Raw genomic sequence first — 21,607 nt, 5'->3', positions numbered from 1 at the left:
AAGTTCTGAATCTCATTAGAAGTACTTCCATCCACTTCTGTAAACGTACTGTTTACTATGTATGGATTGGCAGTTGTACCAGTTCCTGTTACACTAATGTCAGTTCCAGCAGTAACGATAGTTTCAGAACCATCAGCAGCAGCAGCAGTGATTGCAGTATCTACATAATTTTTATTAGCAGCATCGTTTCCATCAATAGGAGCACCGATATTATCGATTACTAATCCCCCTGCATTATTTCCATCAGCAAGTACTTCATTAATGTTCTGAATTTCATTAGTTGCGTCTGTATCTCCATCGGCAGCTACGGCAGTTGAAAGATCAGCGATAGCTTCTTGCACAGTAGTTTCGTTTACAGTATCCCCGTCAACGTCTAAAGGAGTACTAAGATTTACCTGAGCTGAATTTTGAATTTCGTTAGTAGTACTTCCATCCACTTCTGTAAATGTACTGTTTACTATGTATGGATTGGCAGTAGTACCAGTTCCTGTTACACTGATGTCAGTTCCAGCAGTAACGATAGTTTCAGAACCATCAGCAGCAGCTGCAGTGATTGCAGTATCTACATATGTTTTGTTAGTGGCATCGTTTCCATCAATTGGTGCTCCGATATTATCGATTACTAATCCCCCTGCATTGTTGTCTACGGTAAGTACTTGATTAATATTTTGAATTTCGTTAGTAGAGTTTGTGTCACCATCAGCAGCATTACTAGCGGCCAAGGCATCTATGGCACCCTGTACATCGGTAGCTCCTAAGGTGGAAGCTGTATCATCAAAGGCTACTTGAACAGCGGTTTGACTATCAGTGCCAACAAAATTAACTGGGCTTCCATTACCATTATCAAACGTAAAAGTACCATCTCCATTATTAGTAAGAAAAGCCTTATTAATATTTACAGTGGTTCCAGCTTCATTCGTATATGAAAATGTACCGTCATTGTTATCGAGCAACAAGGTTGTGGTTTCAATAATACTACACAAAGATTCCCATGTGGAACCGGTATATTGATACACGCAATCTTGATCCGTATTATAAACTAACGCCCCGTTTAAAGGAGTAATTGCGTTCATCTGAGTAGTACTTACTCGAGACAGCACCAAAACTTTATTTGAACTTTCTAGTTCTAACAAGGAATTAGCATCTATTTGATTTGGATTATCTCCAATTTTTACCTGAGCCACAGCCGCGGTAAGATTCAAAAAGATAAGTAAAAGAAGGGTAGTGTTAAATTTCATATTGTAAGAAATTTCTTATGAATAGTTTAATAAATTTGTGTGTGTTGATTCTTTAATCCTTGCTATATGTAATTGATAGTGAAAACTAAAGTTTCTTCAGCAAAAATAGTCAACCAATTGATTATTACTGCTTATGTAATCAAAAATAATGTTTTTTTTCGATTAAATGCAAATTTTATCGATGAAATTATACGGTTTAACCGTAAATGCAGTAGTTTCAAGTGATAATTTTTGAAGAAATATTTTGATATTTCCGCAAAATGTATACTTTTGCCATCGTCTTGCGGGAGTAGCTCAGTTGGTAGAGCGTCAGCCTTCCAAGCTGAATGTCGCCGGTTCGAACCCGGTCTCCCGCTCAAAAGCATCTTATAATCTAAGATGCTTTTTTTATGGTTCCTGTTTTTTGTTTCCATAGTTCAGTAATTCTATTATTATATACGTAAGAACAATACCTTCGGTTTTTTTTAAAAAATAGAAAATCCGGTGAGTGTAGTCAAGCGTTCTAACGCATACATCCCCAATTCAGAATTACCTTTTGGATTAAGAGGAGGGCTCCAGACCGATACGGTATATTGCCCGGGATGCACAGAGGTAATGCCTCCGCCAACACCACTTTTGCCCGGAAGACCTACTCTAAAACTGAATTCACCAGCTTCATCATAGAACCCACAAGTTTGCATAATGGCGTTAACACGTTTAACCCGTTCCGGGGATAGGATTTTTGTTTGATCCGCAAGTTTTTTTCCGCCATTGGCGTAAATCATAAAAGCTTGAGACAGCTCTTTGCAGGACATTTCAACCGAACATTGAAAAGTATAAAAATCCAGTATCGTATCTATATCATTATACACGTTTCCAAAAGATTTCATTAAATTCAATAAGGAGGCATTGCGGTAACTATTCTTACGCTCTGACTCATATACTGTATAGTTAACGTTTATAGAAGGTGAATCTGTGATTTTTTTTACAAAATTTAAGAATTCTTCTTTTGGATTTTTTAATTTAGAAACCAAAACATCAGCAACAATAAGAGCTCCGGCGTTAATAAATGGATTACGCGGAATCCCTTGCTCATACTCTAATTGCACCAAAGAATTAAAGGGATCACCCGAGGGTTCGACATCTACGCGTTCAAAAAGTTCGTCGCCCAAAAGGTTCATCGCCATGGTTAGTGAAAAAACTTTTGAAATACTTTGTATGGAAAATCGCTGATCGCTTGCTCCAAAACTATAATGACCGGAATTAATGCAAAACAAGTTCATTCCGAATTTGGTTGGGTCTACTTTTGCTAGTTCCGGAATGTAAGAAGCAACCACACCACTAACCGGTCTTTTCTCTATTTCTGATTCTATTGTGTCTAAAATTGATTGATAATCCATAGTCTTTAATATAGTTTCGATAAAGAGGTTCCGGCACTCATTTCATAGGGTGCTTTGTTTTTTTCAAAAATTCTGGCATCTGGCTTTCCTTGGAGAAGTATGTCATTGTCCTTGACACGTACCCAACTGCCTTCTCGCAGGCCAATCACAGGCGGGGTGTTAATGGTGTGAAACTCTTTGATTCTTGTCTCTCTGGTTTCGCCTTTATGTGTTGATGTTGGATCAGGATCCAAATAGTGGGGATTTATATTGAAGGGTAGAATGCCCAAGGTTTTAAAACTGGGAGGGTAGACTATCGGCATGTCATTGGTTGTTTGCATGGTCAACCCACAAATATTACTTCCGGCACTCGTCCCAAGATAAGGAGTGCCTTCTTCTATTTTAGTTCGCAACACATCCATCACCTTGTTGCGATATAATTGGTCAACTAACAAAAATGTGTTGCCACCACCTGTAAAAACACCTTGTGTTTTCTTAAAGGCATTTTCTATCGTATCGTATTCATGAATTCCTGTTATATTTTTTCCGATTTTGGCAAAGGCTTTTTTAGCTAAATCGGTATAAGCCGCTAATGAGATTCCGCCGGGTCTGGCATAGGGTATAAAAAGAACTTCATTCACATTTTTATAAAGTTCGATTAATTCTTTTTCTATATATTCCAAATAAGTACTTCCATGAAGCGTAGAAGTACTTGCTATCACGCAATTTTTCATTCTTTTTTTCAGTAAAGGTAGTTTAACGTTTTGTTATATCTAAATTCGACGAAAAATATAGAAATTGTATGTCAAACACAGGTAGCAATTATGAAAAGATTATACATACTATATTATATTACACTTTTAATATTCATTGGGTTTTCAGGCGTGGTAAATGCTCAAATTGATACCAGAAGTCTTATTTCTGGTGAAATCAATGTTCCTATTGGTGATAATAGTGAAGGTATAACCATTTACAACCGCACTACGAATAAAGGTACGATCACTAATGAAAACGGAGAATTTCAGATTTCAGCCGGTATAAACGATAGAATTGATGTCATTGCCATGCAGTATCAAAAATTTACCGTGATTGTTGACAAAGGTATTGTTGCTCGTAAAACTTTAAAAATAGTACTTCATGAAGCTGTCAATCAATTGGACGAGGTGGTTGTTTCACCCTACGATTTGGCGGGTAATGTAGATGTCGATGTAAAACGTATCCCTGTAAATGAAGGTAATATTGCCGAGGTTGCAAACGAAACTTCGGGTAGAATAAATGATAGTGACTATAATTTTACGCCTGATCAGCTAACTACGCCTGAGAACGACGTGATGCTGCAGAATAGGATGAAAAATGGTCTTAATTTTGTAAATCTTTTCAAATTGGTAGTCGGGGATCAAAATGAAGATGAGCAAAAGTCAACGTTTGCTACTGAGAATAGATTGCGAAACTTGTATAATGATGAATTTTTTAAACAAGAGTTTGATCTCGAGTTAAATGAAATTAATGATTTTATCGCTTTCGCGAAAGAAAACGGACTTGATGATTCGTATCTTAAAGAAGGGAAAGAATTGGACTTGATCGAATTTTTAAGAACACAGCGACTTCAGTACAACGTTCAAAAGCAATAATACTAAAAGATTACTTGTAACATGTAAGGGATTTTATGGTCTTTTTGATACCATGAAAACAATTACTTTTTGCATATTCATTATAACATGCCAAGTCTATGGCCAAACAGAGAATTTTCATGGGCAGATACATGCAGATTCGCTAACAGCGTTCACGGTAAATATTATTAACCTAAATCAGTCAACAGGTACGACAAATGATGAGCATGGTTATTTTACTATAAAGGCTAAAACTGGCGACACCATACTTTTTTCATCTATTCAATATCAGCGGTATGAATATGTAGTTACAAAAAATGATTTATTGAACAAGTTTGCTAAAATTGAATTGATTCCTGCAGTTCAGTCAATGCATCCGGTAACCGTTCGTAGCTCCATGTTTTCAGGATATCTTTCAGAAGATCTGACCGAAATTCGTTTACAGCCGACACTAACCGATGATATGCTGGGTGTGAAGCGATCTTTTAAAAAGCAACCCACACCGATTGAACGTAAAATTTATACAGCCAGATCAGGAATATTAGATCTGCCCATTAATTTGATCAACGGAAAATTGAAACTTCTGCGTCGTGTAGAGCAAATAGAAAAATTTGAGGCTTCACTGCAAAAAGCGGAAAAAACAATGGGAACAGAATTCTTTACTAAACAGTTGGCTATTCCTGAACTTTATAGGTATGACTTTATCCGCTATTGCGCAGAAGATCCCATCTTCAAAATTTTAAATGATACCGAAGACCGATTTAAATTGATCGAATTTTATAGACAAAAAGTTCAACCCTACAGAATTTGGAAGGATATTTGAAATAAATTAAAAATAATAAAATTTACAAGTGTAAAAACAGTACTTTTTTATAATATTTGCTAGGTATGAAAAGATTAAGCGCATTACTAGTCCTTTTGGTTCTTTGTTCCTCCTTTATCACAGCGCATAAATTTTATGTAAGTGTGACACAAATAGAGTATGTAGCTTCCAAACAGAATGTACAAATTATCAGTAGAGTTTTTATCGATGATCTTGAAGATGTGTTACAGGCAAGGTATGATGAGTCACTTATAATAACTCAAAAAGAAGCAGCGACTATTACACCGGTGGTTTCAAAATATTTTAAAAAGAAACTCAGTATTCAAATAGACAATCAAATTGCAGACTATAAATTTTTAGGCTTTGAGATTGATAACGATTTGATGTTGTGTTATCTTGAGATTAATAATGTCAAGGATTTTAATACAATCACCGTTGACAATCAGTTACTCATGGATCAGTTTGTCGAACAACAAAATATTGTTCATGTCAAAAAAGAAGAAATCCGTAAGAGTATAGTATTAGAAGACGGAAACTATAAAGGTATGTTAAACTTTAGTAATTAAATACTAATATTTTTTTTAATAATTATTTTGCATTTTTATCAATTATATCAATACTTCTAGAATGAAAAGAATACACATTGCACTTTCGATGTTGTTTCTTGGTGTTACTTTTACGATGTCGGCACAAGAACAGCAAACTAACAATACAGCGCGTCAACCCGGACATACCAATCAGAATAAGTTTAAACAAATGTATGAAGAGTTTTCTACTCCAAATATGTATAGAACTGCTTCGGGAGCTCCGGGGTCGGCTTATTATCAGCAGCAAGCTGATTACGTAATGGATATCGAGTTGGATGACACAAACAAGAAGTTATCAGGTAAAGAAACCATTACTTATTCTAATAACTCTCCGGATAATTTAGAATTTCTTTGGGTACAGTTGGATCAAAACATGCGTGCAAAAGATTCAAAAACACCATTGATTCAGCAAAATCCTATTGGAATTGCTGATTCTCCAGAACGATTTGTAGGAACTCATATGCAAGAACCTTTTGACGGAGGTTTTAATATTGAGGCTGTCAAAGATGCAAACGGTAAACCGTTACCATATACAATTAATCAAACCATGATGCGTGTTGAGATGCCTAAGCACCTTAAACCGGGAGAAAAATTTGTATTCTCTATTGACTGGTGGTATAATATTAATGATCACGTGAACGGTCGTGGTAGATCGGGATATGAAGAGTTTGAAGACGGAAACCGTGCCTATGTAATTGCACAATTTTATCCTCGTATGGCGGTCTATAATGATGTCGAAGGATGGCAAAATTCTCAATTTTGGGGACGCGGAGAGTTCGCGTTACCATTTGGTAATTTTGAAGTGAATATCACTGTACCTGCAGATCATATTTTGGATGGTACCGGTAAACTGACCAATCGCAATGAAGTGTTTAGCAAAGAAATGATGAAGCGTTTTGAAAAAGCTAAAAAATCGTACGACACTCCGGTGATTGTAGTTACTCAAGACGAAGCAGACAAAGCATCAGCAGGATTTTCAAAAGACAAGAAAACCTGGAAGTTAAAAGCAGAAAACGTTAGAGATTTTGGATTTGCTACTTCAAGAAAATTTATTTGGGATATGATGGCTGTTAAGATCGGTGATAAAGATGTTATGGCTGTGTCTATGTATCCAAAAGAAGGAAACCCATTATGGGAAGATTGGTCTACAAAAGCAGTAGCAAGTACCTTAAAATCATACAGTCGTATGACCTTTGATTATCCATATCACAAGGCTATATCGGTACATGCCAAAAATCAAGGAATGGAGTATCCAATGATTTGTTGGAACTACGGACGTCCTAATCCTGATGGTACGTATAGTGACCGTGTAAAATATGGGATGATGAGTGTAATTATTCATGAGGTTGGACATAACTTTTTCCCCATGATCGTAAATAGTGATGAGCGTCAGTGGACATGGATGGACGAAGGGTTAAATACTTTTGCGCAATATGTAGCAGAGCAAGATTTTGGTGAGTGGTATCCGGATGCGATAGCACCTTTAGAAAAATACCCTTCTCGTAGAGGTCCTGCAGATAAGATTGTACCGTATATGAGTGGTGATCAAACATTTTTGTCTCCGATTATGACGCAATCTAACAATATACATCAGTTTGGACCCAACGCATATTCAAAACCAGCTACCGGACTTAATATTTTGAGAGAGACGGTTATGGGTCGTGAGCTATTTGATTATGCTTTTAGAACCTACTCACAACGCTGGATGTTTAAGCATCCAACACCCGAAGATTTCTTTAGAACTATGGAAGATGCATCTGCCGTAGATCTAGACTGGTTCTGGAGAGGTTGGTTTTATACAACCGATTACACTGATATCGGTGTAAAATCCGTTAAGAAGTTTTATGTAAGTAATGTAATGAATGATAAAGTGAAAGCTTTCGTTAAGGAGAAAGGAATTACTGAAAGTGACCTGGGACCAAGAGTTTATATGGTTGAAGAAGGAGCCGAAGATTTTTCTGAAGATATGAAAAAAGGAAATACGACAGAAAACTCTGAAACATTAAAATCATATTTAATGGATAACTTTACACCAGAGCAGCGTAAGTCAATGAAAACGCCTAAGTATTTTTACGAAATCACATTCGAAAAACCAGGCGGATTGGTAATGCCATTAATTGTAAAATATACATACAAAGATGGTACTTCAGAAATGATCACGTATCCAGCTCAGATTTGGAGAAAGAATGATGACGAAGTACAAAGAACGTTAGCAACAGATAAGGAACTAGCTCAAGTTATGGTAGATCCTAATATGGAAACAGCTGATATTGATGTGTCCAATAATGCATGGCCTCAAGATAAGCAAATGAACAAATTTGATCAGTTCAAGAACAAAATGAAGAGCGAATAGTGCTCCAATCATAAAATAGATAAACTAAAGCCAACTTTTTAAAGTTGGCTTTTTTCTTGCATAGAATTGTTAGTATCTTTGTAGCCTATGATGACACCTTTTTTATTTATCAGTGCGACCGAGATTGCTTTTATAGCATTTATTTTGGTGATGGTTTTTGGAGCAGATAAAATTCCTGAAATAGCCAGAGGATTAGGGAAGGGTATGCGTACAATCAAGGATGCGACCAATGATATCAAATCTGAAATCACGCGCAGTGCACAGGATACGGGTCTAAATAAGGATACTACAGATGCCGTCACTTCAAATTTTAAAAAAGAAATTGATTCGGTTAAAAAAGATATCGAAGAGATAACGGGTCCGATCAAAAGAAAATTCTAATTTCCTAGTATAATCATTTGCTATATAGGTTCTTGCGATGAAGTAACAGCTATGCTATTTGTTAAAGTTTAAAATTTCTCCAATTTTTTTTAATCCCTTGCTTCCCTTAATATTATTGAGCTGAAGGTGTTATGCTTGCATAATAAACACTATATAATTATCTATAATGTAATTTAGGGGACTTAAAATTGATAATAATTTAATACTTTAGATTAAAATTTATTGAATACTCATTTTGAATGATATTTCTTTAGATACAATCAATTAACTATTCACAAACTTAAACCCTTACAAATGAAAAAAATTACTCTGGCCATCATTGGATTAATGGTGGTCGCTTCCTGTTCAAATGACAAAGATATCGTGGAACAAGTAGAAGCTGAAAACCTGGAAACGCAAAAACTATTATCAATTGAAGAAGTAAATCGTTTTATTGAAGGCGAACTTAAACGAACCGGAGATGTAGATTGGACTACCGCTCCTTCTGTAGTACTTTGGAGTGCAGTTATGCATGGAGACGAAGTACTGAGCGTTGGCTATGGTGACAAAGGCGAAAGCTTTACCGAACAGCGTTCGCCACGACTTAATTCTATCAAAGAGAATATATACGCTTTGGTAGGTGCACAAGAGGGTGTAACCAAATCATCCACTACGGTGAATGAAGATGCAATTCTTAACGTTGTAGATATTAAAGTAACACAATTAAAAACCATTAGTGCTTTGCAAAAGGCAGATGACATTCGCTATCTTGAACCTATTGGATATGGTTCATATTTACAAGAAGCTCCTGTAATGGAACGCTCCGGTTCAGGATGTGCACAAAATGGAGAAACTATCAATGCTGCCGACTACCGTGTGATAACACCTAATGCATGGTTACCGTGGAATTATGATATTCATAATATCTCACAAGCTTGGAATTATAGTACAGGAGCCGGTATTACTGTTGGATTAATTGACACGGGCATCTCGTCTAATCAATCACTCTTAGGTAGTGGTTTTAACGACGGAGCTTCTAACGGCAGAACTGTAGAACGTTTCGGAACCTTTATTGATTCTCCTTGGTTCTGGTCGACTAAAACTGATGGACCTAATGATAAATGTGGTCACGGTACTTCGATGGCATCGGCTATAGCGTCTCCTCGTAATGATGATTTTATGCCGGTAGGGGTTGCATACAACGCTAATCTGGTATCTTATCGTGGTACAGAGGATGTTGTTTTAAATGACTACCATGAGAAAAAAGGGGTAAGTAATGCGCTTAAGGCTTTGGGTAATAGAAGTAATGTAAAAATCATCTCAATGTCAGTAGGATATCCCTGGTCCATTGGTAATGTAAAAGACGCGGTACGTTATGCTTATAGTAAAGGTAAGATGATCATCGCAGCAGGAGGTACATCCACGACGTTTACTAACTGGTATGGTGTTATCTTTCCGGCAAGTATGAGTGAAACCGTGGCGGTGACAGGTCTTAAAGATAATGGATATAGATTATGTGATATCTGCCATGATGGTAATAAAATTGATTTCACCATGGTTATGGAACGTTCAAGTGGATCACGTAAAAATGTACCGGTCATAGGATTTAACAGTGGCGATCGCAGTTATGTAGGCGGGTCATCGGTGGCTACGGCAATGACAGCCGGAGCAGCTGCACTTGTATGGGCTACCAATCCTAGTATGACAAGAGATCAGGTGTTGGATAAACTAAAAAGAGCAGGAGAATTTTATCCTAATCGTAACGGCGATTTTGGATATGGTAATATCGATGTATTAAAAGCAGTACAATAGGGAAATTACTAATTGAAATACATATCAATTCAAAAAAGAGAGGCTTGCCTCTCTTTTTTTATGGTTATAATTTTCGGCTTATTGTCAAACCGTCGCGAATCGGTAAAATCACGGTTTCTACCCTTTCATCCGTAGCCAGTAAGGTGTTATAACGTAGTAATGCTTCAGTCGAGAAGTCATCTTTTGCAAGTTTTTCCAGTACTTTTCCGCTCCAGAGGACATTGTCAGACAGTATAATGCCCCCGGGATTTAGTTTGTCAACAATCAATTCAAAATAAGTGGGATAGTTCGGCTTATCGGCATCAATAAAAACCAAATCGAATGTTTCAGTCAGCTGCGGAATTATCTTTGTTGCATCACCGGTGTGTTGCGTTATTTGCTTTCCGTAAGGGGACAAATTAAAATATTTTCGTTGAAAATCAACTAACTCTTCATTAGTATCGATCGTATGTAAGTGTCCGTCCTGCTTCATGCCTTCCGCCAGACATAGCGCCGAATAACCTGTATAGGTTCCGATTTCTAAAATTGTAGCAGGATTGATAATTTTTGCCAGCATACTCAATACGCGCCCCTGGTAATGTCCGCTAAGCATCCGGGGTTGTAAGATTTTTTGATAGGTTTCTCGCGTTAATTGCTTCAGTAACTCAGGTTCTTTTTCAGAATGCTTTACGACATAATCATCGAGTGCTTCGGGTATAAAATGCATGCGTTTATTTTTTTCCAAAATTAATTATAAACGCAATACTTAAGAGGGTTTTGGCTTTAGATTTATGTAGAATTGTATATTTTTACTGAAAAACAAGCATGCAGTTTAAGAATACCAAAGCGTTTGCCGAAGAATTAGACAAAAATGATCCGTTGCGTTCGTATCGAGATCGTTTTTTGTTTCCGAAACATAAGGGGAATGATGTAATTTATTTCACCGGAAACTCTTTGGGATTACAACCCAAAAATGCTCAAGAATACGTGAACGAAATTATGACCGACTGGAGTCAGATGGCGGTCGAGGGTCATTTTTATGCTGATAAACCGTGGTGGGATTACCATGAGCGTCTTGCCGAACCCTTATCCAAAATCGTGGGAGCGAAGCCTTCAGAAATTACGGTGATGAACACCCTGACGATCAACTTGCATCTGTTGATGGTTTCTTTTTATCGCCCTACCGCTAAGCGGTATAAAATTATATGTGAGGAAAAAGCGTTTCCCAGCGATCAGTATTTATTACAAAGTCAAGTACGTTTTCACGGCTATGATCCTAAGGATGCCATTGTCGAAATCAAGAAGCGAGAGGGAGAACATAATTTTAGAACCGAAGATATTTTAAGAACGATCAAAGAGACAGGGGATGCATGCGCGTTGGTTTTTATTGGTGGTGTAAATTATTACACCGGACAGGTTTTTGATATGGAAACGATCACCAAAGCAGGACATGAGATCGGTGCTTTTGTAGGGTGGGATCTGGCGCATGCTGCCGGAAATATTGAATTAAAATTGCACGATTGGGATGCCGATTTTGCCGCTTGGTGTAGTTACAAATATATGAATAGCGGACCGGGTAATGCCTCGGGATGTTACATCCACGAACGTTTTCATAACTCCAAGGAGATTCCGCGGTTTGAGGGTTGGTGGGGAACAAATAAGGAAGATCGTTTCTTGATGAAGCCCGAATTTGAACCCATGCCCAATGCAGATGCGTGGCAGGTAAGTAACGCACCCGTGTTGGCATTAGCTCCGTATTTGGCCTCGCTACAGCTGTTTGAAGAAGTAGGGGTGGAGCCGTTATTTGCCAAAAGAGACTTGATTGTCCAATACTTAGAATTTATATTAAAAGACATCGATGCACAAGTAGCCGGTTCCTTTGAGATAATAACGCCGTCTGATCCTAAGCAACGTGGGACACAATTGTCGGTATTCTTACACGGTTCGGGTAAATCGTTGTTTACCTATTTGATGGACAATGGGGTGGTGACCGATTGGCGCGAACCGAATGTGATTCGATTAGCTCCGGCGCCTTTTTACTGTTCGTTTGTCGATATGTACAATTTTGGACAACTGCTCAAAAAAGGGATCGAAGCAACTTCGTAGTTTCAAAATCAAGGAGAGTCTGCTTAATTATAGTCCCAAACAGGCACCAAAGTCTGGACATATACGTGGTAATATCACCCAGATATGAAGAAAGAACAGTATGATAAAAAGGGCTCCGATCATGAGTGCATGGCTGATATAGATTTCGTCACCAATGGGCTTAATCACTGGCCATAGCAAACCAAAGCTACCGATCACGAATAAAAAAAACGGAACACCCGAAAAGAATACTAGAAATTCTAAGCTGAACTGTTCCTGTAGGTTACCGTAAAACGTTGCGCCGATAATAATTGCCAACATAATGAAGGTCCAGTAAATTCTTTTATTCGTGCCTTTTTTTGCGGTAGTATTCATGGTATGATGGTTTTATAAGAATTAAAGATAGACTGACGATAGCGCCTAAACAATGATATATATCAGCCGCAAGTAGCTGAAATACATAGTTCTATGAACTATGATGATAGCCGTAAACCGCAGAAATATGAACTTGAAATGCGGAAATGGTGTCTTTGGGTACGGAAATAACGCTTTAAGCTACGGAAATAGCATCGTAACCTGCTGCAATGTCATCTTTGGGTGCGGAAACATCATCTTGACCTGCCGCAATGTCAGGTTGAGGTGTAACAATATCATCTTGAGGTGTGGCAATTTCAGGTTGAGGTGTAACAATATCATCTTTGAGTATAACAATATTGTCTTGAGGTGCAGCAATGTCAGGTTGAGGTATAACAATTTATAGATGTCTACCGAAGTTGTAAGATAGGGTGGGAAGAAGTGATATTGTAGGAGGAAGTTATAAATTTTATGTAGCTTAGTGATCTTAAAACTAAATTACTACCCCGCTTGAGTAACTTTTTTAGTTGCCTTTTAATAGTTATATCAGAAATACAAGGGACATAGGTCGTTTGTGTAATTGTTTGCAACAAGCTATGAAAAACCAACCGCACAAACAACGCATTTGGTTTTTCATAAACTTAAGCCAACTATGAAAAACCAAAAGAGTAAAATCTCTCCGCGCTCGGAGGAAGATAATTATTCAAACGCTTTTTATATTGAAAAAGGAGATGATTAGGCAATTAATATTATTTTGGCTAAAAAATTTTAGACGGACATGAACCGAATAAAGAAAGTACACTAAGAGAAAGGAATTAAGCAGACTTGGTTGGCTGAAAAATTCGGGAAGAGTTACAACATGGTCAACGCATATGCTCAAAACCGACAACAACCGAGACTGGAAACGTTGATGGAGATTGCGAACATTTTAGACGTAGATATAAAAGAATTGATAATATCAAACAAAGAAAAAAAATAAATGGCAAAAACAGACAATAGCAGTTTTGAACAAAAACTCTTTAAAGCAGCAGACAAACTTCGTAAAAATATAGATGCTGCCGAATACAAGCACGTAGTTTTGGGCTTGATTTTCTTAAAATACATTTTTGAATCATTTACAGAACTCTATAATAAACTGGAAGAGGACGAATGGTCTGAACCAGAAGATAGAGACGAATACATTGCTGAAAACACTTTTTTCGTTCCTAAACTAGCTCGTTGGAGCCACATACACGCACAAGCCAAATTACCATCTATTGGACAAACCATTGATGAAGCAATGGAAGCAGTAGAAAAAGAAAACCCTGACCTTAAAAATGTACTTCCACAGGTTTATGGAAAAGCCAATTTGGACAAAACATCATTGGGTGAACTCATTGACTTAATTTCTAACACAGAATTACAAGCGGAAAACGAAAACTCTAAAGACCTTTTTGGTAGAGTTTACGAATATTTTTTAGGTGAATTTGCCAATGCAGAGGGCAAAAAAGGCGGACAATTCTACACACCAAAAGCCATTGTTAAACTAATGGTTGAAATGATAGAGCCCTACAAAGGTCGTGTTTACGACCCAGCGTGTGGTTCTGGTGGAATGTTTGTTATGAGTGAAAAATTTGTAACAGAACACAGTGGAAACATTAAAGACATTACGGTTTACGGACAAGAAAGCAACCATACTACTTGGAAACTATCTAAAATGAATCTTGCCATACGCAATATTAATAGCAAGTTTGTAGTATGGAACAACGAGGGTACGTTTTTAAAGGATGCACACCCTGATTTAAAAGCCGATTTTATTTTGGCCAACCCACCTTTTAACCAAAAAGATTGGGGCATAGATATTTTAGCTGATGATGCCCGTTGGAAATACGGGACACCACCCAACGGAAATGCCAATTACGGTTGGATGCAACATATGCTATACCACTTATCACCACGTGGGGTTATGGCAACGGTGTTATCTAACGGTTCTTTGAGTTCCAATACCTCTGGTGAAGGTGAAATTCGTAAAAATTTGGTAGATGCCGATTTAGTAGAATGTATCGTTGCCTTACCAAAACAACTGTTTTATAACACGGGCATTCCAGCCTGTATTTGGTTTTTGCGAAGAGAAAAAAGCAACCATAGCAAAGATGTGCTATTTATTGATGCTTCTGAAATGGGTTATATGAAATCTCGTGTGCATAGAGATTTTACAGAAGAAGACATTGCCAAAATACGAGACACCTATCTCAACTGGAGAAAAAGCGAAAACTACCAAGACTTAAAAGGCTTTTGTAAATCTGCAACAATAGAAGCCATTCAAAAACACGGTTACGTGCTAACACCAGGACGCTATGTTGGCATACCAGACGAAGAAGATGATGGTATCCCATTTGAGGATAAAATGGCTTCACTTACAGCTACGTTAAAAGAGCAAATGGATAAAGAGCAAGAGCTCAACCAAGAAATTGCAGTACAACTGGCTAAAATTGGTATGAGTTTATGAGTGAGTTAAATGATATACCAAACGGATGGTTACAAACCACAATTGGCGAGTTAGTAGAACTTGCTCAAGGCGTTGCTATTAATGCAAAGACAAACTACGTTCTTTCAGATAAAGAGAATGGTATTCCTTTATTAAAAATCAACAATTTGTTAAATAATACAATTGACCAATATGCTAATCCAAAGTTAGTTCCAAAGCAAAGTATTATTCATAAAAATGATGTCATTTTCACAAGAACAGGACAAGTTGGCGAAGTTTTTAAAAACAAGTTTGGGATTTTACATAACAATAGTTTCAAAGTTATACCAAATGAAAAATTACATTGGAGTTATTTATACTGGTATTTAAAAGATGGACGTGTTTACAATTATGTCCAAAAAGTTGCTGCTGGTTCAGTTCAAAAGGATTTAAATCACGGAGCATTTAAAACGACCGAATTTAAATATCCAAAAGATATAAAAGAACAAAAAGCCATAGCTAACATCCTTACTGCTTTTGATGATAAAATAGAAAACCTACAAGCCCAAAACAAAACCCTAGAAGAAACCGCACAAACTATTTTTAAAGCGTGGTTTGGCAAATACCAAGTTGGTGATGAGTTGCCTGATGGGTGGACTTTCGAAAAATTGGAAAAGATTGCCGACCACATAAAAAACAACATGAAACCATTCAATCACCCAGAAAAGGATTATTTACATTATAGTTTACCTGCTTATGACAATGGTTTAGTACCTGAAATAGAAAAAGGAGTTACAATAAAAAGCAATAAATATAAAGTCGTTGATAATTCTTTTTTGATATCGAAACTTAATCCATTCACACCAAGAATTTGGACTGTTTTTAATTCTGAAGATAATCATATTTGTTCAACAGAATTTCAAGTTGTCAAACCAAAGTTTTATGAAGTATTTGTACTAGTTCATTGCTTTCTTAATTCTAAAAAATTTACAGTAGAGTTATCTCAAAATATTAAAGGAACAAGTAGTAGTCATCAAAGGGTAAATCCTCAAGACATATTCAACATTAACTTGGTTTTACCTAACAAAAATGATTTGAACAAATTTAACTCTCTTGTTTATCCGATGGTTGCGAAAAAAAATATCAACCATAATCAAATACAAACCCTAAAACAAACCAGAGACACCTTATTACCCAAATTAATGAGTGGGCAAATTAGGGTAAATGAGTTTAAAGAGTAATTGGTGGTATAAATAAGTGTTTTGAAACATAGTAAAACACTTAAATAGATGAAAAATGTAAAAATAAGCTTATTTAAAAATACTTATTATTACATTAGTGTTATAAATAAGAAATATTATGGCTTTTGATACTGTTATTCCTACATCAAAACGTATAGAGCGTTTACGTTACGAAAACCCTTGGTGGGTTACAGGTGCTGTACAAGAGGCATATCAAAATATGTCGCGCCGCTTGTATTTTGATTTGTTCTACCCCTTTGTAAAAGAAACCAATATAAAACGAGCGGTAGTACTTATGGGACCGCGTCGTGTGGGTAAAACTGTACTAATGTATCATAGCATACATGCCTTGCTAGAAGAAGGTGTGCCTCGTAAAAATGTGTTTTTTATAGGTATAGATAATCCTATTTATATGCACCTTGGGCTAGAAGAAGTATTATTACTAGCACAAAAAGCCGTGCAGTTAGACCATTTAGAGGGTTGTTTTGTATTTTTTGATGAAATACAATATTTAAAAGATTGGGAGCGCCACCTTAAAGTACTGGTAGATAGCTACCCTAAAACCAAGTTTGTAGTTTCGGGTTCTGCTGCTGCTGCCCTGCGTTTACAAAGCACAGAAAGTGGCGCAGGTAGGTTTACAGATTTTATGTTGCCACCGCTTACTTTTCACGAGTATATACACCTTAAAGGTTTGCAAGACCTGGTACAACAAAAAACCATACGGTATAACCGGCAAGACATTCCTTTTCACACCACACATAATATAAAAGAGCTTAACAAGGCGTTTTTTCATTATTTAAATTATGGGGGTTATCCAGAGGTAGTACTATCAGAACATATTCAAAGTGATATGGGACGCTATGTAAAAAGTGATATTGTAGATAAAGTATTACTGCGAGATTTACCTAGCTTATACGGTATTAAAGATGTACAAGAGCTCAACAGTTTTTTTACCTATATAGCCTATAATTCTGGTAATGAGTTTTCGTATGAACGTCTTGCAAAAGATAGCGGGATTACAAAAGATTTACTGAAAAAATATCTAGAATATCTAGAAGCAGCATTTTTAATAAAAGTCATTCATAAAGTAAATGAAACCGCAAAAAAACTAAAACGCATTACGAGTTTTAAAGTCTATTTAACCAATTCATCTTTACGTACCGCCTTGTTTTCACCAATTATTGAGACTGATAAGGAAACAGGTAATATGATAGAAACGGCTATTTTTTCGCAGTGGATGCATAGAGAGCATCTAGATTTAAAATATGCACGCTGGAAAATGGGACGTAAAGAGGGCGAAGTTGACATCGTATTACTAGATAATAAGTTTTTTAAACCACAATGGTGTGTAGAAATAAAATGGAGTAACCGTTTTGTAGATAAACCGCAAGAGTTAAAAAGTTTACGTCATTTCTGTAAAGAAAATAATTTTACAGCAACCCTTGTAACTACCATAGATATGATGGATAATAAAACAGTAGATGATGTCGATATTACTTTTGTGCCTGCAGCAGTTTATGCTTATAATATAGGTGTAAATACCATAGAACTAAAATCTAATAACTGGAATTAATGCTTAACGAAAACACCATAGAAATCTCATTAATAGACCAATTAGTCAATCAAGGCTATACCTACTATAACGGAACAGACATTTCGCCTATTGGTGAAAATCCGCAACGTGAAAATTTCAGTTCAGTGTTATTAGAAAATCAGTTTAAGGAGTCACTCAAAAAACTAAACCCATCTTTACCAGAATCTGCTCGTGTAGAAGCCTATCAAAAAATAATCAATTTAGGCACGGATGATATTATGGAAAACAATGAGCGTTTCCATACCTTACTTACCAATGGTGTTACCGTAGAATACACAAAAGAAGGCATAACCAAAGGTATTAACGTAAAACTACTTGATGTTAAAAATCCTGAGAACAATAACTTTTGGGTAGTCAACCAATTAGTAGTTAAAGAAAACAACAGCGAAAAACGTTTTGATGTTGTTATCTATGTAAACGGTTTACCATTAGTGTTTATAGAGCTTAAAAGTGCCACAAACGAAAAAGCAACCTTACGGAAAGCGTACAGCCAAATACAAAATTACAAAAAGGCAGTACCAAGTATTTTTTATTACAATGCTATTTGTGTGATTTCAGATGGTATAGAGGCAGCTACCTCTAGCGTGTCAGCACCATTTTCTAGATATTTAGAATGGAAGAAACCAGAACTAGATCAAAACATTTCTTTATCAGAAGAGAGAGAAATCATAAGTATAGCTGCAGAACCTACAACAGTTTACAGCACAACTCCACTTCAAGATTTAACAAAATGGATGCTCAACAAAAAAACATTAGTAGAGCTTATACGCTATTGTACAGTTTTTGAAAAAGAAGAAAAGAAAGATGATAAAACAGGAATCATATTTCAAGTTAATATCAAAAAAGTTGGTGCTTATCATCAATATTATGCCGTACAAAAAGCAGTTGCTCAAACCTTACGAGCAACAAACTCTAAAGATGGCGATAGAAAAGTTGGTGTAGTTTGGCATACACAAGGTTCTGGTAAAACGTTATCAATGGTTTTTTATAGCGGACAAATTATTACGCATCCGCAAATGGAAAACCCAACGCTTGTGATACTAACAGACCGCAACGATTTAGACGACCAGCTTTTCGGAACTTTTGGTAACTGTGTGGGTTTGTTAAGACAAACACCAGTACAGGCAGAGAGCAGAGAACACATAAAAGAATTATTAAAAGTATCTGGTGGTGGTGTAATATTTACCACCATTCAAAAATTTGCACCCGCAGAAGGCAATGTTTACGAAACCTTATCAGACCGAACCAATATTGTGGTAGTGGCAGACGAAGCACACCGCAGTCAATATGGTTTTTCGGGTCGTGTGGTTGAAACCGAAGAGGGTTCAGAAATAAGATATGGAAATGCCAAGTATTTAAGAGATGCTTTACCAAATGCTTCTTACATCGGATTTACAGGAACTCCTATTGAGAAAGAAGATAAATCTACACCTCAAGTTTTTGGCGATTATATTGATGTGTACGATATCAAACAAGCCGTTGATGATGGTGCAACCGTTCCTATTAGTTACGAGTCTCGATTAATTAAAATTAAACTAGACGAGCAAACATCGAAACAATTAGATGAAGAAATAAACGATATTGAAGGTGCTACCGAAGAGCAAATAGAAAAAGCTAAAAAGAAAACGGCTACCATCGATGCTGTGGTTGGTCATCCAGACCGATTAAAAGATGTGGCGAAAGATATTGTTACACATTTTGAAGCCCGTCAAAACGTATTTGAAGGGAAAGCTATGATTGTAGGGATGACAAGAAATATTTGTGTACTACTTTACAATGAAATTATTGCCTTAAAACCAGATTGGCACAATGACGATTTAGACAAAGGGTCGATAAAAGTTATAATGACGAGTTCGTCCGATGATCCTGAACATTTTCAACCGCATCACACCACTAAAAACCAAAGAAAAAAGTTAGCTACCAGAATGAAAGATCCTAATGACGAACTTAAACTGGGTATTGTTCGTGATATGTGGTTAACCGGTTTTGATGCACCAAGTATGCATACACTCTATGTGGATAAAAAAATGCAAGGCGCAAATTTAATGCAAGCTATTGCAAGAGTTAATAGAGTGTATAAAGACAAACCAGGCGGTTTAGTGGTAGATTATATTGGAATTGGCCAAGACTTGCGAAAAGCAATGGCAACCTATTTACAAAGTGGTGGCGAAGGTTCACCAGTTGTTGATATCAAAGAAGCGATTGCAGGAATGAAAGAAAAGTTTGAAATCGTAGAGCAAATGTTTAATGGTTTTGATTTTAAGGAATATTTCAACGTTGATACAGCACAAAAGCTACAAGTATTGTTGGGTGCTCAAAATTTCATTTTAGCAGACCAAAAATTAAAAGACCGCTTTTTAAAAGAAGTGACGTTGTTGTCGAAGTTATTCGCAATGTCTATTCCTAGTCCAGAAGCAGAAGTTTTAAAAGACGGTGTCGCATTTTTTCAAGCTGTAAAAGCCAGATTGAATAAGTTTACAGGAACTGGAATTAAATCCGATTATGAAGTAGAAACAGCTATTAAGCAAATTGTAGATGATGCTTTGTCTAGTGATGGTGTGATAGATGTGTTTGAAGCAGCAGGAATTAAGGCGCCTTCCGTGGGTATATTATCCGATGAGTTTTTACTGGAAGTTAAAAACATGCAGCAAAAAAACATCGCTTTTGAACTTTTGAAAAAGCTATTGAGTGATGAAGTAAGAATTAGAAAAACAAAGAACCTTGCACAAGGAAAAAAGTTTTCTGAAATGTTAGAATCTGTAGTAAAACGTTATCACAACAATCAAATAGATTCAGCCCAAGTACTAGCGGAACTATCAGAAATCGCAAAAGAAATGCGATTGGAAGATAGTAAATCAGAAGATTTAGGATTAACACCAGAAGAATATGCTTTTTATAGCGTGTTGAAAGAAAATAATTCAACCAGCTTTTTAGATGATGACAAGATGAAAGAATTGATTCATACGATAGTTGATGTCATCAGAAAAAATGCAACTGTTGATTGGAGCAAGCGTGATGATGTAAGAGCAAAATTAAGATTGACAGTAAAGAAAATACTAATGAGATACGGTTATCCACCAGATTTAGCGAAACTGGAAGCTGACCGTGTTTTAAGACAAGGAGAAGCACTTGCAGATATGTTCTCATCGGAGAATTAAATTGACTGAATTTAGTCAACGCAAGTTCAAGCACATTTAAAGTTTGCTCGTGCCTCACAAATTTAAAAGAGCTTTCACGCCAACACTAGCAAGTTTGCGGAATAAAGCCAGTGGCTAAAAATGGTAACAGTTGCACAAGCCCATTAAAAAGATAAAGTCGATATAAAATTCTGGGTCTAAGTGCTGGTTTTTATAAGGATATACTATAACTACTACAATACAAATTGCTCTAAACGCTTTTGCTTCAGGCCTCAGAAGACATTCAAATCGAGATATGGGCTAAATACACTCCCGCTTTGCTTATTGGATTTTTCTTGATAATTTTTTAAGTACTTCTTCTAACTTTAAGGTGCTTAAAATGACTAAGAATGAATCTGTCAGGTGGAAGTCTTATTATTGATATAAGTATCTGCTACACTGCAAGGAAAATTAGTAGCTATTGAAGATATAGGAAACAGCATTTGGAAAGTGTTTTATAGAAATGTACTTTTAAGTTTCTTTGATGAGAGACATCTAAGAAATAAACAACAATCAACAAGGTTAGATACTATTTTAGTTTATTGTCTAATCTTTAACTTGTGTAAACGATGTCCCTTAACGAATATTAAC

General features: G+C 36.4%; 17 protein-coding genes and 1 tRNA gene. 13 read left to right on the top strand and 5 right to left on the bottom strand.

The annotated features are described in order from the left end of the window. The coding region (locus tag BD809_RS13660) for a hypothetical protein (protein ID WP_211356723.1) at positions 1–1,238 on the bottom strand (1,238 nt) is incomplete at its 3' end. A gap of 283 nt (positions 1,239–1,521) precedes the next feature. Between BD809_RS13660 and BD809_RS13655 the strand changes: the two genes are divergently transcribed. Next, positions 1,522–1,594 (top strand) — tRNA-Gly (locus tag BD809_RS13655). A gap of 108 nt (positions 1,595–1,702) precedes the next feature. On the opposite strand, the gene BD809_RS13650 is transcribed toward BD809_RS13655, so the two are convergent. Both BD809_RS13650 and pepE read right to left on the bottom strand, forming a co-directional pair. Continuing rightward, positions 1,703–2,617 carry a glutaminase gene (locus BD809_RS13650; RefSeq protein ID WP_148783542.1) on the bottom strand — a complete coding sequence of 305 codons (915 nt, stop codon included), beginning with the start codon at positions 2,615–2,617 and terminating at the stop codon, positions 1,703–1,705. Positions 2,618–2,622: 5 nt separating this feature from the next. After that, positions 2,623–3,330, bottom strand: a complete 708-nt coding sequence (gene pepE / locus BD809_RS13645; protein ID WP_148783541.1) for a dipeptidase PepE — start codon at positions 3,328–3,330, stop codon at positions 2,623–2,625. 90 nt (positions 3,331–3,420) lie between these two features. Between pepE and BD809_RS13640 the strand changes: the two genes are divergently transcribed. The 6 genes from BD809_RS13640 (at position 3,421) to BD809_RS13615 (ending at position 10,141) form a co-directional block, all read left to right on the top strand. Next, the gene (locus BD809_RS13640; protein WP_148783540.1) at positions 3,421–4,227 is read left to right on the top strand and encodes a carboxypeptidase-like regulatory domain-containing protein; all 807 of its coding nucleotides are present in this window, start codon (positions 3,421–3,423) and stop codon (positions 4,225–4,227) included. A gap of 52 nt (positions 4,228–4,279) precedes the next feature. After that, positions 4,280–5,029, top strand: a complete 750-nt coding sequence (locus BD809_RS13635; protein ID WP_148783539.1) for a peptidase associated/transthyretin-like domain-containing protein — start codon at positions 4,280–4,282, stop codon at positions 5,027–5,029. Positions 5,030–5,094: 65 nt separating this feature from the next. Beyond that, positions 5,095–5,595 carry a DUF6702 family protein gene (locus BD809_RS13630; RefSeq protein ID WP_148783538.1) on the top strand — a complete coding sequence of 167 codons (501 nt, stop codon included), beginning with the start codon at positions 5,095–5,097 and terminating at the stop codon, positions 5,593–5,595. Positions 5,596–5,656: 61 nt separating this feature from the next. Then, on the top strand, positions 5,657–7,969 hold the full coding sequence (locus tag BD809_RS13625) for a M1 family metallopeptidase (RefSeq protein ID WP_148783537.1): 2,313 nt from the start codon (positions 5,657–5,659) through the stop codon (positions 7,967–7,969). An 87-nt stretch (positions 7,970–8,056) separates the two neighbouring features. Continuing rightward, positions 8,057–8,350, top strand: a complete 294-nt coding sequence (locus tag BD809_RS13620) for a Sec-independent protein translocase subunit TatA/TatB (RefSeq protein WP_148783536.1) — start codon at positions 8,057–8,059, stop codon at positions 8,348–8,350. A 294-nt stretch (positions 8,351–8,644) separates the two neighbouring features. Continuing rightward, positions 8,645–10,141 (top strand): S8/S53 family peptidase, encoded by a 1,497-nt coding sequence (locus tag BD809_RS13615; RefSeq protein WP_148783535.1) that lies wholly within the window; start codon positions 8,645–8,647, stop codon positions 10,139–10,141. A 64-nt stretch (positions 10,142–10,205) separates the two neighbouring features. Here BD809_RS13615 and BD809_RS13610 read toward each other — a convergent pair whose 3' ends face one another. Next, positions 10,206–10,847: an O-methyltransferase gene (locus BD809_RS13610; RefSeq protein ID WP_148783534.1), complete on the bottom strand. Its 642-nt coding sequence runs from the start codon at positions 10,845–10,847 to the stop codon at positions 10,206–10,208. Positions 10,848–10,945: 98 nt separating this feature from the next. Here BD809_RS13610 and kynU point away from each other — a divergent pair, with 98 nt between their 5' ends. Then, a complete protein-coding gene (gene kynU / locus BD809_RS13605; protein WP_148783533.1) occupies positions 10,946–12,226 on the top strand; it encodes a kynureninase in 1,281 nt (426 codons plus the stop codon). A gap of 27 nt (positions 12,227–12,253) precedes the next feature. Here the strand turns inward: kynU and BD809_RS13600 are convergent, their stop codons facing one another. Then, positions 12,254–12,580, bottom strand: coding sequence for a hypothetical protein (locus BD809_RS13600; RefSeq protein WP_148783532.1), 327 nt, complete (start codon positions 12,578–12,580; stop codon positions 12,254–12,256). A gap of 793 nt (positions 12,581–13,373) precedes the next feature. Here BD809_RS13600 and BD809_RS13595 point away from each other — a divergent pair. The 5 genes from BD809_RS13595 (at position 13,374) to BD809_RS13575 (ending at position 20,998) form a co-directional block, all read left to right on the top strand. Then, positions 13,374–13,538 (top strand): helix-turn-helix domain-containing protein, encoded by a 165-nt coding sequence (locus tag BD809_RS13595; RefSeq protein ID WP_246131540.1) that lies wholly within the window; start codon positions 13,374–13,376, stop codon positions 13,536–13,538. After that, a complete protein-coding gene (locus BD809_RS13590) occupies positions 13,539–15,047 on the top strand; it encodes a class I SAM-dependent DNA methyltransferase (protein ID WP_148783531.1) in 1,509 nt (502 codons plus the stop codon). Then, entirely contained in the window at positions 15,044–16,246 is a 1,203-nt protein-coding gene (locus tag BD809_RS13585) for a restriction endonuclease subunit S (protein ID WP_148783530.1), read from the top strand. Before BD809_RS13590 ends, BD809_RS13585 begins: the two co-directional genes overlap by 4 nt. A 118-nt stretch (positions 16,247–16,364) precedes the next feature. Next, on the top strand, positions 16,365–17,819 hold the full coding sequence (locus BD809_RS13580; protein ID WP_148783529.1) for an ATP-binding protein: 1,455 nt from the start codon (positions 16,365–16,367) through the stop codon (positions 17,817–17,819). Next, positions 17,819–20,998 carry a type I restriction endonuclease subunit R gene (locus BD809_RS13575; protein ID WP_148783528.1) on the top strand — a complete coding sequence of 1,060 codons (3,180 nt, stop codon included), beginning with the start codon at positions 17,819–17,821 and terminating at the stop codon, positions 20,996–20,998. The genes BD809_RS13580 and BD809_RS13575 overlap by 1 nt, the downstream gene beginning before the upstream one ends. The last annotated feature ends 609 nt before the right edge of the window (positions 20,999–21,607 follow it).

Source organism: Aquimarina intermedia, from assembly GCF_008124785.1.
GTDB classification, from domain to species: domain Bacteria; phylum Bacteroidota; class Bacteroidia; order Flavobacteriales; family Flavobacteriaceae; genus Aquimarina; species Aquimarina intermedia.
The sequence above is the reverse complement of the archived record's forward strand: the minus strand, read 5'-3'. Positions and strand labels throughout refer to the sequence as shown.

What these genes read in the sequence shown, in the direction of transcription:
- BD809_RS13620 (WP_148783536.1), top strand. Translation starts at nt 8,057, where the DNA reads ATGATGACACCTTTTTTATTTATCAGTGCGACCGAGATTGCTTTTATA.
- BD809_RS13650 (WP_148783542.1), bottom strand. Translation starts at nt 2,617, where the DNA reads ATGGATTATCAATCAATTTTAGACACAATAGAATCAGAAATAGAGAAA.
- BD809_RS13635 (WP_148783539.1), top strand. Translation starts at nt 4,280, where the DNA reads ATGAAAACAATTACTTTTTGCATATTCATTATAACATGCCAAGTCTAT.
- BD809_RS13630 (WP_148783538.1), top strand. Translation starts at nt 5,095, where the DNA reads ATGAAAAGATTAAGCGCATTACTAGTCCTTTTGGTTCTTTGTTCCTCC.
- pepE (WP_148783541.1), bottom strand. Translation starts at nt 3,330, where the DNA reads ATGAAAAATTGCGTGATAGCAAGTACTTCTACGCTTCATGGAAGTACT.
- BD809_RS13640 (WP_148783540.1), top strand. Translation starts at nt 3,421, where the DNA reads ATGAAAAGATTATACATACTATATTATATTACACTTTTAATATTCATT.
- BD809_RS13590 (WP_148783531.1), top strand. Translation starts at nt 13,539, where the DNA reads ATGGCAAAAACAGACAATAGCAGTTTTGAACAAAAACTCTTTAAAGCA.
- BD809_RS13585 (WP_148783530.1), top strand. Translation starts at nt 15,044, where the DNA reads ATGAGTGAGTTAAATGATATACCAAACGGATGGTTACAAACCACAATT.
- BD809_RS13610 (WP_148783534.1), bottom strand. Translation starts at nt 10,847, where the DNA reads ATGCATTTTATACCCGAAGCACTCGATGATTATGTCGTAAAGCATTCT.
- BD809_RS13625 (WP_148783537.1), top strand. Translation starts at nt 5,657, where the DNA reads ATGAAAAGAATACACATTGCACTTTCGATGTTGTTTCTTGGTGTTACT.
- BD809_RS13600 (WP_148783532.1), bottom strand. Translation starts at nt 12,580, where the DNA reads ATGAATACTACCGCAAAAAAAGGCACGAATAAAAGAATTTACTGGACC.
- BD809_RS13575 (WP_148783528.1), top strand. Translation starts at nt 17,819, where the DNA reads ATGCTTAACGAAAACACCATAGAAATCTCATTAATAGACCAATTAGTC.
- kynU (WP_148783533.1), top strand. Translation starts at nt 10,946, where the DNA reads ATGCAGTTTAAGAATACCAAAGCGTTTGCCGAAGAATTAGACAAAAAT.
- BD809_RS13615 (WP_148783535.1), top strand. Translation starts at nt 8,645, where the DNA reads ATGAAAAAAATTACTCTGGCCATCATTGGATTAATGGTGGTCGCTTCC.
- BD809_RS13580 (WP_148783529.1), top strand. Translation starts at nt 16,365, where the DNA reads ATGGCTTTTGATACTGTTATTCCTACATCAAAACGTATAGAGCGTTTA.